The following is an 18,536-nucleotide window of genomic DNA, read 5'->3' as shown; positions in this document are numbered from 1 at the left end:
TTAACGGTGAAAAAAATAATTGGTTTTATTTATTAAGATAAACCCAACCCGTAAAAGGTTTAGAATCTGTGTTAGGTTCATTTAAATATAAAACATAAAAGTAAGTTCCTACTGGTAACACTTTATCCGTGTACATTAAGCCTTTATTTGCTATTCCGAACCATTTATTACTATTGTTTCCTTCAAAAATTAAAGTTCCGTAGCGGTTATAGATTTCTAATTTATGATTAGTGTAAACATCATATAAACCTTGAATGTTAAACCAATCGTTCTTAGTATCATTATTCGGTGAAAACCCATTTGGTATAATTAACTCAATGGTTGACGTTGTGGTTTCAAAATCGATAGATTTAATAATACAACCATTAGCATCTTGTACATACAAGGTATGTGTACCTTCAGAAATATTTGTAAACGTATTTTCACTTTGAAAACTAGTCCCATCAATAGCATATTCGTAATCGATAGAAGTATCGGTCATTGTTATCGTTGCAGAACTTCCATTGATTGCAATGTTTGAATCTGATAGTATGAAATCTGTAGAAGGGTAGATGGCAATATCAAAGCTACTTTCGTTACTACAAGTATCTGGATTTGTACCAATTTCATTATAAATAAAGATGGTTTGCGATGTTGAAATACTAGCGCCAGCATTAAGTTGCGTTCCTGCTCCGTTGGTTTCTGTAAAATAATTGCCATCCGTAAGGTTAGGTAAAATAAACTCTGAACAAATTGAAACGTCAGAAAGTATATCCACATTTGGAGTTCCAGTTACACTTACATCAAAACTACTTTCGTTGGTACAAATATTAGGAGCTGTTCCGGCTTCATTATAAATGTAAATCGTTTGTGAGGCAGATATAACATCTCCTGCATTTAAAGGTGAACCACTTCCATTTGCACCTGTAAAATAATTTCCATTAGTGATACTTGGTAACACATATTCAGAACAAACAGTTTGATTGGCTATGACACTTACAAGTGGATTTCCACTAATAGAAATGCTAAAGCTAGATTCATTTTGGCAAGTGTTTGGCGCGGTACCAGAAACATTATAAATATAGATTGTTTGAGACGATGTAATAACATCTCCAGCGTTAAGTTGAGTACCAGTTCCGTTAGTTCCTGTATAATAATCCCCGTTAGTTAAAGCAGGTAAGGTGTAGTTAGAACACACCGTTTGGTTGGATAAGGTATCAACTTCAGGATTTGAAACTTCAAGTTGAGCAGCGTTCGAAACCAGATTACAACCGGCAGATGATATCATACAGTAGTATTGAAAATCATTAAAACTCGCAGGTGTATTTGTAATGGTTAATGTATTTGTTGTCGCTCCAGAATAATTACTGTCGTTAGTGACGTTAACCCAGTTTCCAGCACTATTAAGAACAAGCCATTGGTAAGTATATGATCCGTTATCTACAGACACAGAAAAAGTAGCTGTACCGTTTTCACAAATATCTTGACTGTTAGGATGTGTAATATTTGGAGTAGAACTACCACCATTAGCCGTATGAGCTCCTAAATTAGAGCAATCTTCATCTTCTAACAATAACCACTCGTTAAGGTTAAATGCTGTACTCGGTGCAGATGAATCTGCGTTTCTAATAAAACTGTAACCAATTTCATTATCTGTAAACATTACATCGATGACAACCCCATTTTTCACTAATTTAATTTCATCATCTTCGTTAATACCAGCATTAATCGATACACCAGCCGTTAAGCCACTACAAGTATTACCTGTGTTACCCATTTCAATAATATAGGTGCTAAGAGGCGCAATAGTGCCTTCTAATAGAATCGTAGCGCTTGGGGCAGCATTACCGATATCTCCAAAACGTTGCACTTCGTAAACTGTATCTAAGTTTATAGTAGCATTAGTTGGATTATAGATTTCTATTACACCATAACTTCCTCCATCAGAGTCATAAACTTCTGAGATGTAAATCTCATCTGCAGAATTACAATCAGAATTTAGTAAGGAGAAACTCGAGGGCGTTGTGGTATCACAGCCACCAGAAGTTGTGAGTGTTATGTTAGATGTTGAAGCAATTCCAGAAGGAACATTAATAGCAATTTCAGTATCACTTAGAATTGTAAATACCGCATTAATACCGTTAAAATCGACTGTGGCCAAGGTATTGAAATTACTTCCATTAACTGTAATTTCTGTATTTTCAGGTCCGCTTAAAGGATTAAATGTGTTTATTATCGGCGCCGGACAAGCAATGTTCTCAGTATTATAAGATGCGTAATTGGGAGTGTTAATTAAAAAAAAACTGTTTAAAATTAAGACGAGGGGTAACAGTAAAAGCGAATAATTCTTCATGTAGTTGATGTAAAAATAGTGGGCAAAAATATGTAATATATTACTTCCATTTGTTAAGTAATAGTTACGTTAATTCTTGCTCAAATAAAGGTTGAGTTAGTTATCACAAAAATAGAAGATTAAGTGATAACTCAAAATGTGAAGGATATTATTTCTAGTACAAAAGGAAGCAGATGTTTAACGATTTACACCCAAATTTAGTAGCTCGGTTTATGGTTTTTAATTTTAAGTATGATTTTTATTATCTATAAGTATCTAAAAAATAAGGTATGAACTTAGAGTTAGTAGTAATGGTGTCGTTATAAATCTATAATTATAACTTTTATAAGTCTACCGAAAAAATTAGGGTAAAATAATAAGCTTATGTTTACGCCAATAAGAAAAGGTATTATCTGTAATAAGGTGGGATTTAAAAAAGAGAAGGTTAACAATGATTTACCTACGCAAAGCAAAATGACCAGCATAAGTTTTGCCATCATAGAAATTAGCGATAAACCAATAATCATCACTTGGAAGTAGTTTTCCTTTTAACATGCCATTCCAACTACGATTTGAATTTGTAAGTAGCGTTATCAATTTACCATAACGGTTAAAAATCTGAATAGATTCTATTTGATTGAATTGAGCTGCAGTACCAATAACTTGCCAAGTAGGATTATCGTTATCTCCATTGGGAGTAAAAAACTTTGGGAAACCTAAAACCGAAATTATTTCTTCTTGATTACCACAACCATTTTTATCTCTTATATAAACCGTATGAAAGCCTTTTGAAACATTTGTGAAAACGAAATCATCTTGATAAAATCCATCGATATCATCTATCGCGATTTCATAATTCCCGTCACCTGAAAGTGTAATAGTTACCACATTATTAGGAGCAACACCTACAACGCTAACATTATCTATAGTGGCTAATTCTGAGGCTAAAACTGTAATTGTTCTGCTCGCAGAACAACCATTAGGGTCCGTAACAATCACCGTATAAACCCCAGGTTCTGTAACCTCATAAAACAAAGTGGTGTTTGATGTCGCAATCCCATTAAATTGCCATTCGTAATAATAATTATTCGGTAAATCATTTAGCACACCACCATATATTGTGAGTGGTTCCGGAAAAGTATTTAGACAATATAATACCGTTTCATCAGGTTTTAAAAGCGGAGTATAAAGGACATCGAGGTTAACTGTAGAAATACCATAACACTGATTGTTATTTGTGATTTTTACAAAAATAGTTTGGGTATATGCTTCAGTGTTTTCAAAATTAATAGACAGTTGATTAGTGTTATTCAAAGCATCTTCTTCCGTTTCAAAATAACGAACAACTGCATTTGTCGGAATTTGATTTTGAATAGAGTTCTGAATCTCAGACAAATTAAAAGTAGTGAAGCCGTCTATAAGCTCTCCATCACAACCTTTTAAATTAGGAATGGATATGGTGTTATTTGAGGTTTGTAATTCTAACTCAGCAATCTCTAAACAATCCGCTCTGTTTATGATTCTTACATAAACCGTTTGAAATGGTGTTGTGTTTAGAAACGCATCAGGATTTGTAATTGGATTTATATTTGCTAAAGCCTCAGCTTCTGAGAAGAAAAACTGATCAATATATGAGTCTTGGTTGGCACTGGTTAAATCCGAAGTAGCATCGGATAAATCATAAAGTGTTAACCCATCTTGGTTACTGTCACATTCAATTAAAACAGAATTAGTGGCTATAGGTAAGAGGGCATATTCAATTATAACTTCCCCATAAGAAATACAACCATTAGCTAAGGTAACTTCAACTATATAGGTGCCAGCCTCTGTAACGGTGTAAGTTTCACAAATTGTACAGCCAGAGGCACTTTGAACTAGAACACCATCTTTAAACCATTCATAAGTGTTTTGCTCCTCTTGCAATGCATTAAGTTCTAGTGTTTCACCTTCACAAAGTGCATTGTTTGTTGCGAGAAGTAAGTCTGGTCCTATATTTGTAGAGAGTTCAAAACTACTAGCCTCTAAAAAAACTGCAGAGTCGTATCTGAAATTCTGTTCATCAGCAATAACCAATTTAACATGGTAAGTTGTGTTTGGTATAACGTTAGCTGTAGCGGTTAAAATAGCAGTCTGCCCATTAAAATTTATAGGTGCATTACTAGCGTTATAACTTCCAAAATAGGTTTCGTTTTCTGGTGGACAACTACCTTGAACTCCTGGCATTACCGTAGTCACTTTAACAGGTGTGTCTGTATTTGGTACTAACGCTATATTTTCATAAGCTTGTTGTCCGATTGTAGGTCTAATTAAAAAACCGAATAAATCAGAATACCTACAGGTATTCGAATTATTTTCTTGGTACTCTTCTGAAGCAAAAAGGTATCTAAAACTAATCTGCGATGCAACTGAGGTAAATTCAAATTCTAAAATAGTAGCGTTTATTGTACCAGATTCGTTTAAAGCATTTTCCAGATCACCATCTCCAATCCAATTAGGAGCGTTATCATCACTTAAAGTGTTATTTGGTCCAGGTACATTATTTAATCGTCCTGTGCTTAAAACAACACCACTTTCAAAAGGAAAACTAGTACCTGTAGCGTCAAAATATCCATAGCTTTGATCCGAACCTCCAAAATCACCACCAACAACATTGGTTACTGTAACGTTGTCTATACAGTCACTATCAATTAAAACATTTTCTATAAGTTGTTGAGCCGTATATGTCTGACTATCTACTGAAATATTTTGAGCATAATTCAATAGAGAAAAAAAAAGGGCAATAGCAAGTAGTATTTGCTTCATTTTTGTTTTAAGGGACTGCAAAGATACACTACAAAGAATTATCTAAATTCAAATAAGATGTTAAAAAAGATGATATGTTTTTATTAACGATGAAGCGTAAAGTGACCTTTCGCTTCAGAACCATGAGAACCTTGTTTAATTTCTGCTAAAAACTAATAGTCCTCGGTAGGCAAATTATTGTATATATGATTACTGTTTTATATTAGAGCGTTTTAATTTAATAATGTGTGTAGTTTTCTATAAGAATGAAAAGCCTATTTTTAAATATAAAATATCCCTTTACTAAGACGTGAGGGGATATTTTAAAATTAAGATTGGAAGTTATATTTATTAATGTTTTAAGGTAAAATGACCTTTAACTTCAAAAGCAATAGCACCACGTTTTATTTCAGCTGTAAACCAAAAGTCACTTGTTGGTAGTATTTTACCATTGTAATAACCATCCCAACCCGGAGAGCTAGATGTTAATTGTTTAATGCGTTTGCCATAGCGGTCAAAAATATTAATAACAGTTCCTGGTAATGTCTCAATACCTATAATATGCCATGTGTCAAAATCACCATCATTATTTGGTGTAAAGAACTTAGGAATATCCACAACTAAAACTTCTTTAGTAACATTCGCACAACCATTTAAGTCTACTATTGTCACTGTATGGTAACCCATTGCGACATTCTGAAACACATTAGATTCTTGAGGATCAAAATCATCTAATTGATAAAGGTAATTACCAATGCCACTTATTGTCACTGTGATATTGTTTGGATCTGAGAAATCTACAACTTCTGTGGTTTCTATCGTTGCCGATTCCGATTCCGTGACACCAAAATAATTTGTGTTTTCACAACCAAATTGAGACGTTACAGTTACCCAATAATTACCAACTTCAGTCACCTCTATCTCTGGAGTAGTTTCTCCTGTAGACCATAAATAAGAATCGCTAGCATAATTAGTATTGGCGGATACAAGCAAAGGTGTATTGTTTAAACAAATAACCTGATCTCCTATATCAACTACAGGAATAGGGTTTACAATAGCAGAGAATGACGTTATACTATAACATCCTGTGTTGCTGTTTTCTAAACGAGCATAAATAATTTCACCATCAAAAGCCATATAATCCGTTTCTAAAGCTGAATTATTTTCTTGCGCTTTAAGTTCTGAATCATGATACGTTAGCGTAAATAAATTAGAATTTTGTCCTCCTAATATACTAGCGTTTTGTTGTGCTAAGTCAAATTCTAAAATGCCATCAAAGTCATCATCACACGCTTCTAAATCATTTGGTTGGTTAGCTATTGGTAAGGCATCTACTTTTAAATTAAATTCGTAATATGTAGAACAATGTGTGGTGCTATACTCTGTTCTCAAAAACAACGTATCATAATTACTCTGGTACGTGTAATTAGTGTCTAGCGCATTAATATTTGCTATAGCATCAGCTTCGTTAGAGAAGTAACTATATAAAACGTTATAACTATTATCCGTAGCAATTTCATTAATATCAGTTAAGTCTACAGTGTTGGTATCATTCTCACATATCGAATACTCTTCAAAATCATGAATAACAGGAGGTTGGTTTACTATCAATTCTATTGGAAGCGAGGCGTAGCAATTAGAAATTGTATTGGTCACTTTCATATAAACCGTTTGAGGGTTTGATATATTTGTATAGTTTTCAGGGTTTGAAATTGGATTCATTTCTGCTTCAGAATCTTCAAAAGTGGCATAATATTCAATAAGAATATTTTCTTGTCTAACATCCGTAATGTTCGATTCTGCACCAGTTAAATCAAATTCAAGTGTGCCATCTGTATCATCATCACATTCTATCATTGGTGCTGCAAACGTTACGTCTGGTACTTTAATGACATTAATTACAAATGATGTAATAGACTGGCAGATTGTTCCATTATCAATCTGCACAAAAATCTGTTGTGGATTTACGGTGTTTTCATATTGAAGCGGGATTTCATTTATATTATTTATAGCATCATTTTCTGTAGTAAAGAATTTTACCGATTGAATATCTGGAATACCAGCAGCTACTTCTTCAGCTATACTTGAAAAATCAAAAAGCTCAGAACCATCATTTGAAATATCATCACAAACAAACCAATTTGTCGGTTCGTTGTAGGTTGGGTTGGTACCAACCTCAATTGTAAATGAAGAGGTAGTGTAGCAAGACTCGTCTGTAGTATTGTCAACTCTCACATAGATTTGTTGTGGATTGCTAATGTTTTCATAAGTACTTGTCTTATCAATAGGATTAGTTTTGTTGTCGGCGTCAGTTGAAGTACGGTAATAGCTTACCACTTTACCAGTTTGTCCGTCTAAAGCTTCGCTGTCTTTGTTTTCAAAAATAAACTGACCAATACCATCAGATACATCTTCACAAAAGGTATAGTGTTCTACGTAGTTAGATAAATCACCAACATACGGTAAGGCATTTACAATAATGTCTAATTCTTCAATAGCATAACAGCCTGTAGTGCTATTTTCTACACGCATGTAAACAATTTCTGTTTGTGCGGAATAGTTTGTTAAACCTTGAATTTCATTTTCATCAGAACGCGCATCAGCTAAACTATTATGAAAGCTTACACTTCTGTTAGGAGTTGCTAAAATAGAATTAGGTATGCTATTATTTAAATTTATTAAGGAGAAGCCGTCTCTATCAGCATCGCAAATTATGATATCTAAAGGTTTTTCGCTTTCTGGTGCTGGTAAAACTGTAACTTCAAAAGAGTTGTAATCAAAACAACCGGTTTCAGAAAATGTAATTCTAGGATATAATGTAAATGGGTTACTTACATTTTCATAATTATTAGGTAATACATTAGTATTATCAATAGCATCTTGTTCTGTAGGGAAGTAGGTGACTTCAAAACCTTCTTCGCCATTGGTAATATCACCGTTTAATGCCGATAAGTTTGTCGTGGTAAAACCATCTTGATCTTCATCACAAACTGTTAAACTAACAACAGAATCAAATTGAATAATAGGGTACAATATCAAATCAAATTCTGCAACTTCAGTACAAGTTAGACTTTCTAAAGAAATGTAAATGGTTTGTGGGTTGCTCTGTGAATTATAAGATACAGCAGTATTAATGGCATTATTTCCATTGTCTCTATCTATTTCCGATTCATAAAATACGACTTCAACATCTGGTAATTCATTGATAATACCAACAGCAATATTTTCAAAATCAAACCCTTCTGTGTCATCATCACCAACATCACATGCCGAAATATCTCTAATATTTGTTGCTGTTAATAATAGGTTAGTATGAAGTTCTATAGGTGTTGTTGAGGCACAGCCAGAACCTATGTTTTCCACTCTGATGTATACTAGTTGTTCTTCAGAATTAATATTTGCATAATTCGTTTCGTCTGCAATTGGGTTTGATCCGGAAAGTGCATCATCTGGAGAGGTGTGAAATGTTACTGTTACACCATTTAAGCCTTCTAAAACTTCAGGGATAATTGTAGTTAAATCAAAATTAGCATAACCATCTAAATCCGTATCACAGGCATCAATATAATGCGTTTCCGTGTTGATAGTAGGACTGTCTATGATGTTAACGTTTAAAATTGTTGTACTAATACAGCCAGTTTCTGTGTTTTTAACACTTACATATAAAACTTCTGCAGAGTTTGTGTTGGTATAAGGCATCGGGTAAGCATTGATGCCAGAAGCTGCATCTGATGCAGAACCATGATAACTGACGACAAGGTTTGGTTGCGAAAGTGTTATTTCAGAATCTTTATAGGCATTGATATCCATGGCTACTCTTCCGTTAGCAGAGCCATCATCACAAACCTCTAAAAGAGTTGGGTTAGAAATTACTGGTAAAGAATTTACAACTAAATTGAAGGTTGAAAATGCTAAACAGCCATTCACGGTGTCCTCAATTCTTACGTGAATCGGTTGTGGACTCGATGTATTTTGAATAGGACTTGTAATAGGGTTATTATTATTAATAGCATCTGTATTATTATAGTGGTAAGAAATTGTATATGTTGAAGAAGGAACAGAGGCTATTACTTCGGCATCTTTAGTCGATAAGTCAAATATCTCTAAACCATCACCAATTAGGTCATCACAAAGTGAAAAATCGGTTATAGGATCGGAGGTTTGTGTAGAACTTAAAGTCACGTCAATAGCATCTTCTATTACGCAAGAATTTCCTGCAAGAGGCAATTGTACTTCTACACGGTAGTTACCCGATTGTAATGCTATTAAATTTGATTGATTAGCAGAAGGAATTTGTGTATCATTGAAAAACCAAGAATAGACGGCATTAGGATTGTTTATGTTTCCATCTAACGCAACGCTACTAGCACATGTAGAGAAATCTTCTCCTAAATCTACAGAGGCATTAAAGCTATTTCCTTCAATAAAGACCGCAGAGTCATAATTTTGATCATTTTGATCTGCAATAACAAGTTTTATTTGATATTGCACATTTGGTTGAATCGCGGCAGTAGCAGAAAGAACAGTAGTCCTTCCATTATAATTAGTATCTCCAAGATTATAACCTTCAAAGTATTCTCCGTTTGAAGCTGGACAAAATCCTACAATTTCATCATGAACCGTATTAGTGTTCACCGGAGTTGTGGTTCCAGGTATTAAAGCAATATTGGTATATGAGTCCGTGGTGCCAGCTTCTCTAATTAAAAAAGCAAAACCATCAGAATAATTACACGGGAAATTACCAAAATATTCTTCTGATGCTAAGATGTAATTAAATTGTATCTGATTTGAAATGGATATAAAATCAAATTCTATAGATGTTGCGTTCACCGTACCAGATATACCTAAGGCAGATTCAAGATCGCTATCTGTTAACCATGTTGCATCTCCGTCGTTTAAGATTGCATTGTTTAGATCATTACCAGCAGAAGATGCATTTCCTGTGGTTAAAACAATTCCATTTTCGAAAGGGAAGTTTGAACTAGAACGCTCAAAATAACCAAAACTGCCAATGCCAATTGAAGATCCATTTGAGAGAGAGTTAATGTTTGAAACTTCTACACAACCCTGGATTAATGTGTTTTGAATTAAGTCTTGAGGTGAAACTGAATTATCTACGGTTACTTGTTGTGAAAAGGATATACTAGAAATTAATCCAATAAATAAGCAGAGGGAGCGGTTTAAATAAGTCATTAGTTTCGGTTAAGGTTTACTATATTAGTGTAAGGTAGATTTGGAGTCAACGCACACACATTATTTAATAAGGTCGAAAAGTATATTAAAATAAGATGAAATACAAAAAAATACGTCGAACTACACTAAATGTTAACGTTTAGAGCCGAAAAATGGCCTTTTGAGCTGATAAATTCAGCGAAAAGAGATTATTCTTACACCTATGATTTTTAATAATTCTAACAATTATGTAAGAAATATCTTAATCTGAGTGTCAGTTATTTAGTTTCTTTATAGCTCTAGTCTAAAATATACTTATAGACAGTAATTAGCTATTAAAAGTTTTTGAGGGATTTAATAAAATTGAGGAGGGAATTAGCAAATAAATTTCACTAACAGGTATAAAATTAAAGGAACTAATGCATAATTGCAAAAAAATAAGACGAATGGGCTAAAACTTTAACAATTCGAAAAAATTAAGACATATTTTAATAGTTTATGTATACCCAACCTACAAAGGGTTCATAATTTGGGTCATTTAAATTTAAAATATAATAGTACGTACCCACAGGGGCTTTATTGCCTTTATTGTTAAGTCCTCTGTTTATTTTACCCAACCATGGCATTTCATTATGGCCAATAAAAATCAGCTCTCCATAGCGGTTGTAAATATGTAATTCGTGTTCTGTAAATACATCATATAATCCTTGAATATTGAACCAATCATTTTTTGTGTCATCATTAGGGGAGAATCCTTGAGGAATATAAGGTGGACAGTTTTCAACGGTTAAATCAAATTGAAATATCTCATAACAAGGATCTTGTCTTAATTTAACAAATATGGTTTCAGGATTATGGGTGTTATTATAGTCTGATGGTATAATAATCGCATTATCATCCGTTTTTAAGTCATCTAATGCGTAGTAAAATGTAATATCTTCCTCATTATAATTTATTGAGTTAAGAGCTTCGAATAAGTTAAAACTCGAAATTTCTAAACCCTCATTACAGCCAATTAGGTTAGGGAGTGGTGTAATTTCGGAAACCGTTAGTAATTCAATAGTTTTAAATGCGCTATTATTGTTTTCGTTAGATTCTGTAACTACACCTGTCATAGTGCCATTATCATCTACTATGGCTACAATAGTAATATTAGGGTCTGTACTATTTGGTAATGTGAGGTAAATTGAATTTTCTTCACTGGCGTTTATAGCAATATCATTAACCGTTGCACCAGCATCAATAAAAATACCATCACTATAAAATGCAATTGGTGTATTGGCAGGTAAAACATCGGTGCTATTTAAATTATACACGGTATAAAATAATTGAATGCTAGTATCTCCGCAGCTTACAGTATCATTGTCAACAGTTATGGTGGCATCTGGTAGTTGACTATTTAAAACGGTAATAATATTATTTATCATTACAAAATCTTGGCCAGAGGTAAGTGAGATCGTAGCTGAGGTATCTCCAATATTGATGTTATTCTGAATGCTATAAACATCAATATCCATATTGTATAGATTAAAATCACCAGTAAAAGAATTAGTACCATTAAAGGCATTATTTGCAGGATTTAAGGGTGGGTTGCTAATAACACTTCCGTTAATAGTGAGTTGCTCATTAACGGCTAAAGATTTGTCACCTTCCCAAGCAATAAAACCAATTTTCGCATTTTCATTATCTAATACGTTTAAATTATCGAGTGTAATATCTAGGAAATCAGGGACACTTTGTAAACCATCATAAACATTAAGTTGGTTAAGAGGTAGGTTATTATCTTCATAAATAATAGTTATTGCCCAGCCACCAAAATTGGTGCCTGTAGAACAGTATGGACCAATATCAGTGGTAAGATCAAAATTAGAGACGGTGTAATTAGTGCTGCCTTGATCTAAAATTATTGACGTCACATCCGCAAATGCAGCAAAGAAAACACGGTTAGCATCTAAAGCATCGCTAAATGTACGTTCAGCCGTGATATCTATAGTGTTTAATGAAATATTGAAATCTCCAGTATGCGAACCTGCCCAGTATAAATAAGCAGCAACTACATTTTGATCGCTATTTAACGATAAGTTGGCTGATGATGAGGTTAAAATAGTACAAGGGCCAAAACTACCATTTTCAGTAATATTCATAGTATTACCAATAGCAGTATAATCATATCTGCCATTAAATTGTTGGTATAATGAAACATCTTGAGCAAAAAAAGGTTGAACTATGCTAAATAGGAAGAAACATAATATGTAATGAGGATTTTTCAAATTACGAGATTGGTCAAACGAAAGTACAATTTTTAAAATTACCGTTTTAAGGTAAAATGATTGGTAAATGTTCGTCCATCTTGAAGTTTAACTTTAAACCAATAATCACTATTTGGCATTAGCTCTCCATTAAATGTTCCATCCCAACCCACGCTAAGCGGATCGAGTTCTTTTATTAGTTTTCCATAACGGTCAAATATCAATACGGAAGAATTGGATTGAAAAAGAGAAGAAATCCCCTTTACTTGCCAATAATCATTTTTGTCATCGGCATTTGGCGTAAAGAATTTAGGGAAACCAATCACAGATACTAAGGCGTCTGTGACTCCACAATTATTTTTATCTCTAATGTAAACAGTGTAAAGTCCTGGCGCTACATCTTCAAAAGTCGTAGCATTTTGGTAAGGACCATTAATTTCATCTAGCGCATATTCATAATCTCCTTCGCCACTTACAAAAACAGTGATGGTATTATTTTGAGTGGCATCTACAACTTCAATATTGGTTACTGTAGCAATATTTGACGCAAGAACCGTTACAGATCTATCTTTAAAACATCCATTTGTATTTGTGACTCTTACGTTGTAGGTTCCTGGAGCATTAACTTCAATAGTAGAAGTGTCCTCACCAGTTGACCATTCGTAATAGTAATTGTTTGGGATATCATCGATGAGTCCGCCATTAATGGTTATTGTTTCTGGGAAAAAGTTCAGACAATATTGTGTTTCAAATGTGGTTTCAATATTTGGTAATTTAAAAACAGTAAGTTCTATTTCGCTAATACCATAACATGCGTTAGCGTTTTCTAAACGTCCATATATGGTTTGATTATAGGCGACAGTATTTGTAAATAAGTCTGAAAGTGCATTGCTTTCTAGTAAGGCATCTTCATAAGTTTCATAATACGTTAAAATAAAATCATCAATAGAATTAGGGAAAATAGTGTCATCTACAGTGCTAAGATTAAACTCCATAATACCATCTTCTATGCCATCTGTATCGCATAACTGAATACTAGCATTGTTAGTTGCTGTTGTGCTAACTTCTAGAGAAATTTCACTAAAGTTAATACAGTTACTACTTGTATTAGTGACTCTGGTATATATAATTTGTGGATTGAAAAAATTATCAAAAGAATTACCATCAATAGCATTTTCTTGATTCTCTGCATCAATCTGAGATAGGTAATACTCTATAGTCGAGTTCGGATTTCCTTCTGTAATTTCGTCAGATGCTTGAGTGATGTTGAATGTTGTAAAACCTTCCGGAATACCATCTTCATCACATTGTAAAAGTGCTACATTATTAGCTACTGGTATAGGATCCACATTTATATTAAACGATGTAAAACCAATACATCCTGAATCTAAATCTTCAATCCTAACAAATATTTCATTTGGTGTAGGTGCCGCATTTCTATAGTTTAAAGGTAATGAAGAAGTGGATGTTTCGGCGTCTGCTTGATTTAAGTAATAGCTAATATCATAATTGGTACCTGCAATTCCGTCGATAATTTCTTGTGACTTCACATTAAAATCAAAAGTTGAAATACCGTTTTGATCATCCCCATCTAAATCATCATCGCAAATATTATAATCTGTCGCAGTATTAAAATTGGTAAGTGTCGAGACATTAATTTCAAAATTATTCAAAATATAACAGCCCGATGTTAAGTTTTCTACTCTAACATATATAATTTCATTAGCCGTTGCGTTATTAAAAATATTACCTAAGGCGTTTACATTAATGTTTGCATCACTTTCAGAGTTGTGATAGGTAACCATAACATCTGATTCACCATTGATTATATCTTGAGTTAAAGTGTTGAGGTCAAATTCTGTGATATTATCATCATAAGGGGCAATAGAATCACAAACCTCAATATTAGGTAAACTGATTGATGTTGTGTCATTGATCAAAGGATTTGATGGTGCTTCAGGAAAAGTAGCTGTGCCAGTCCATTCTAATGAAAACGGACTGTTACCAATAGGTCTATCAATAACTATATAATAACTTTCGCCAGCTAAGACATCTATGGCGCTTACAAAACTATCACCGCTGGCACCAGGGCCATCAGCTGTTTCTGTTGACGAGGAGTTTAATCCTGTTCTATTATTTCCTTGATTAGCAGCTGCAGGATTTGTCGTGGAGCATCTAATGGCTTGTCCAATATTACCGCAGCTTACATTAGGTCCAAAAATGAAGAAGTCATAATCTTCACTAATATTATTACTGCTTGGAGTTAGGGTAAATGCGAGTGTTCCGTCGGTAGCTATGTTAACTTCTAACCAAATACTATTGTTTTCTTGGCTTCCACAGGTATTAGAATTATTTAGCTCTTGCGTACCAACACCACTGACATCTAAACTAAAATCGGAATTACCACAAACCGTTACGGCGAATTGGCAATCATTAGGTTGTTGAGCATAAATTAAAGTACTACAAAAAAAGCAACCAATTAATATTAGAGCTTTTTTTATAAAATTAGGGGAATTCGTCATCGTTTTAAGGTAAAGTGATTTGTAAATGTACGTCCGTCTTCTAAGGTAACTTTAAACCAATAGTCGCTTGTTGGCATTTTTTTGCCATTAAAGGTGCCATCCCAACCTGGACTTAAAGGGTCGAGTTCTTTTAAAAGTTTACCATATCTATCAAAAATAAATATAGAAGCATTTGCTTGAAAATTATTAGTAATACCATAAACTTGCCAAAAATCGTTTTTGGTATCATTGTTTGGTGTGAAAAATTTAGGGAAGCCTATGACAGAAACTGAATCTTCTGCAATACCACAATTATTTTTATCACGAACATAAACGGTATAAAATCCTGGTTGAATAGGGTTGAAGGTTTGACTATCTTGGTAAGGACCATCGATATCATCGATAGCATATTCGTAAATTCCTTCGCCATCAACCATTATCGAAATAGAATTGTTTTGAGATGCATCTATCACCTCAATCTGCGTAATGGATGCTATATTAGATGCCAATACAGTAATCGTTCTATCTTTAAAACAGCCATTTGTGTTCGTAACTCTAACACTGTAAGTTCCTGGTGTATTTATTTCAATTGCAGATGTGTTTTCTCCTGTAGACCAACTGTAATAGTAGTTACTGGCAGAGTCATTTACAACACCTCCATCTAGCATAATTGGTTCTGGGAAGAAATTCAAACAATAGAATGTTTCAAATTCAGTTTCAATATGTGGTAATTTTAAAACAGTTAAGGATATTTGACTTATACCATAACAAGCACTGGCATTTTCTACTCGTGCATAAATAGTGTGTTGGTAAGGTATGGTATTGGTATATGTTGTACTGATAGCATTAGTTTCTAATAAGGCATCATCATAGGTTTCATAATACACTACATCTAATCCTACAGGAGAGTTGGCTAAAACTGTAGCGTTAGCATCGGTAAGATTAAATGTCATAAATCCATCTTCGCTACCATCTATATCGCATAACGATAAACTTGCGTTGTTTGAAGAGGTGGTACTAATTTCTAAAGTAATTTCACTAATGTTGGCACAGTCAGAACTTGAGTTTGTGACTCTTGCATATACGGTTTGAGGGCTGAAGTAATTGTAAAAGGCATCCGCATTAATCGAGTTTTCTTCATTTTCAGCATCAGTTCGAGAGGTGTAAAAATCAATACTTGTATTTAAGGCGTTATCTGTAATCTCGCCGATACTTTCTTTCAAATTAAAAATAGTGAAACCTTCAGGGATACCATCTTCATCACATTGAATAATTGTAATATCATTGGCCACAGGGATAGGATTAATTACCACATTAAAAGAAGCTGTATTAAAGCAATCAGTGTTTAACGTGTTTTCAGCTCTAACAAAAATAGTGTCGTTAATTGCGTTTGTGTTCGTGTAATTAAGTGGCAATGCGCTGGTGTTTGTATCTGCATCATCTTGTGAACCATGGAATGTGATATTAAGATCTGTTTCCGGTTGAGCGTCCCTAAGCGTTGGAATGATATCTCCAAGTGCTATTGTGGCAATACCGTCCATAACATTACCGAGATTATCACAAAACTCAATTGTGTTTAATATTGGAATTTGAGGAGTGTTAAATACTTCAATATCAAAAGAATTGACAGCAAAACAATTGGTGTTGCTTGCGTTATCTACACGGACAAATATGGTTTGTGGATTAGACATATTGGTGTAAGGAAATGTTAATTGATTGTCCCCAGAATTGGCATCTTCTAGTGTGTCATAATAACTTACATTGTACTCTAAAGTATTTTGAGTTAATAACGCTTCAGAATTTTTAGTCGTAAAATCGAAGCTTGTAAATCCATCGTTATCCCCAATATCACAAACGTTAACATCTAAAAGAGGATGTGCTACGGGGATTTCAAAAACACCAACAACGGCATTACCAGTTATGGGGCATTCTCCATTATTCTGTTCAATATAAACTTCATAAAAACCAGGAGTGTCTACGCTTAATTGAGATGAAGTTTCAGTTAAAGGTACTCCATCAAAAGACCACACGTAATCTGCACCAATGATATCATCTGCTTGTAATGTGTAGGTGTCGTTAGTACATAATTTTAATTCGGTGGTACTAATACCATTTCTAATAATGTCAGTTTCAGAATTAAATAACGATTGAATAAAAGGCGGTAATCCAATTGTACTAGTATTTTGATTCGAACCATTAACATCCAGTAATATACCGCGCTCGTTATAGTTGGCTGCCGATCCATCAGCTTCAGGATTATTAATGATACCTAAATATTTTGAAATTGTGGGGTTGCCATTATAACTTAGATTTGCTCTATAAATACGTCGATCGATACCTAATTGCAATGCACCAGCAGAGACATCGTTAGAGGAATGGATTATTTGAATTGAATTTGGAATATCACTACTTTCTAGGTCCCATTGTAATATATGGCTAGTGCCATTTCCAGATCCGCCTTCGCTCATCGTAGCGTATACTTTTCTACTTTCAGCAGAGAATTCTACGCCATATGGACTATTTCCGTTTTGCGAGCTGTAAAGTTCTAAAGGGTTGGTTAACGTTCCGGTTTCATTATTAAAATCGTATAAAAAAATGTTGCCAGGTGCATTGCCGCCTGTTATTGTAGCTTCGCCATAGTTGGCGGCAACTAGTTTAGAACCATCCGGGGAGGATTTAATATAACCTAAAGAATTACGCCTGTAGCCTTCGATAGGAATATAAGGACCAATTTCTGAGATAATAGGGGTAGATTGTACACCATCGACACCAATTCTAAAGGAGTAAAATTTATTGCCCAAATGTGTAATTACCCAAAACGAAGTACAGTCTTCAGCACGTACAGCCGTAATTTTTTCTGAACTCTTATATTGTATTTCTAATGGACTAGATGCATCATAGGTTACTAAATGGATGTTTTTTTCTTCGGAATCGACATCGCCTAACCCCGCATTTAAAGTCATATCTATTAATGAATAGTTAAAACCATTATTAAAACCGTCATCTTGGTATGGAACTGATCCACCACCTTCATAAGTTTCTGTATATGGGTTAGGGTATGTACTGGCGTTATTATGATGAGGTTCATCAACAGTAAAAAGATAATACTTGTCTGGATCTTCAGGTTTAGGAACAATAAGGCCAGAGGAAGTGCTAGATGGATCTCCTAAAAGCCCTGTGCCTGCAAAGTAATTTCCATTAGCCATAATTTGGTGATTTCTATTCCAAACGGTTCTTCCGTCGGAATAAAACAATAAATTCCCATCAGAATCAGCAATTGAAGTACAGCCTTCTAAAGTATTTATCTGACCATTGGTTATGGCGGTAACAGCTCCTGTTTCAGCATTAAATTGCAGTCCTGAGTTTTGCCCAAAATACCAAAATGAAGCTTCATTTTGTGCATAAAAATGGGTGCTGGTTAATACTATTAATAAAGTTAAAAAGACTCTTTTCATGGAAGCTTAATGTGGTAAATCACATTAGGCATACAAGATAATAACTAGAACGTAAAAAATCCTAACT

6 protein-coding genes are annotated in these 18,536 nt (G+C 34.0%); all 6 read right to left on the bottom strand.

Features of this window, described 5'->3' with window-relative positions; all coding sequences use genetic code 11:
* Positions 1–25 precede the first annotated feature (25 nt).
* Positions 26–2,332, bottom strand: coding sequence for a T9SS type B sorting domain-containing protein (locus HM986_RS00465; protein ID WP_179333122.1), 2,307 nt, complete (start codon positions 2,330–2,332; stop codon positions 26–28).
* A gap of 435 nt (positions 2,333–2,767) precedes the next feature.
* Positions 2,768–5,113, bottom strand: a complete 2,346-nt coding sequence (locus HM986_RS00460) for a choice-of-anchor L domain-containing protein (protein WP_179333121.1) — start codon at positions 5,111–5,113, stop codon at positions 2,768–2,770.
* 330 nt (positions 5,114–5,443) lie between these two features.
* Positions 5,444–10,285, bottom strand: a complete 4,842-nt coding sequence (locus HM986_RS00455) for a T9SS type B sorting domain-containing protein (protein WP_179333120.1) — start codon at positions 10,283–10,285, stop codon at positions 5,444–5,446.
* 467 nt (positions 10,286–10,752) lie between these two features.
* The gene (locus HM986_RS00450) at positions 10,753–12,534 is read right to left on the bottom strand and encodes a T9SS type B sorting domain-containing protein (protein ID WP_218841372.1); all 1,782 of its coding nucleotides are present in this window, start codon (positions 12,532–12,534) and stop codon (positions 10,753–10,755) included.
* Positions 12,535–12,572: 38 nt separating this feature from the next.
* Positions 12,573–15,035 (bottom strand): T9SS type B sorting domain-containing protein, encoded by a 2,463-nt coding sequence (locus HM986_RS00445; RefSeq protein ID WP_179333119.1) that lies wholly within the window; start codon positions 15,033–15,035, stop codon positions 12,573–12,575.
* The gene (locus tag HM986_RS00440) at positions 15,032–18,469 is read right to left on the bottom strand and encodes a T9SS type B sorting domain-containing protein (RefSeq protein WP_179333118.1); all 3,438 of its coding nucleotides are present in this window, start codon (positions 18,467–18,469) and stop codon (positions 15,032–15,034) included. The genes HM986_RS00445 and HM986_RS00440 overlap by 4 nt, the downstream gene beginning before the upstream one ends.
* Positions 18,470–18,536 lie beyond the last annotated feature (67 nt).

It is taken from the genome of Winogradskyella costae (assembly GCF_013403865.1).
GTDB lineage: Bacteria > Bacteroidota > Bacteroidia > Flavobacteriales > Flavobacteriaceae > Winogradskyella > Winogradskyella costae.
This window is presented reverse-complemented; position numbering and strand designations above follow the sequence as displayed.

Coding starts and splice junctions, on each gene's coding strand:
- HM986_RS00460 (WP_179333121.1), bottom strand. CDS start 5,113: ATGAAGCAAATACTACTTGCTATTGCCCTTTTTTTTTCTCTATTGAAT.
- HM986_RS00465 (WP_179333122.1), bottom strand. CDS start 2,332: ATGAAGAATTATTCGCTTTTACTGTTACCCCTCGTCTTAATTTTAAAC.
- HM986_RS00445 (WP_179333119.1), bottom strand. CDS start 15,035: ATGACGAATTCCCCTAATTTTATAAAAAAAGCTCTAATATTAATTGGT.
- HM986_RS00455 (WP_179333120.1), bottom strand. CDS start 10,285: ATGACTTATTTAAACCGCTCCCTCTGCTTATTTATTGGATTAATTTCT.
- HM986_RS00440 (WP_179333118.1), bottom strand. CDS start 18,469: ATGAAAAGAGTCTTTTTAACTTTATTAATAGTATTAACCAGCACCCAT.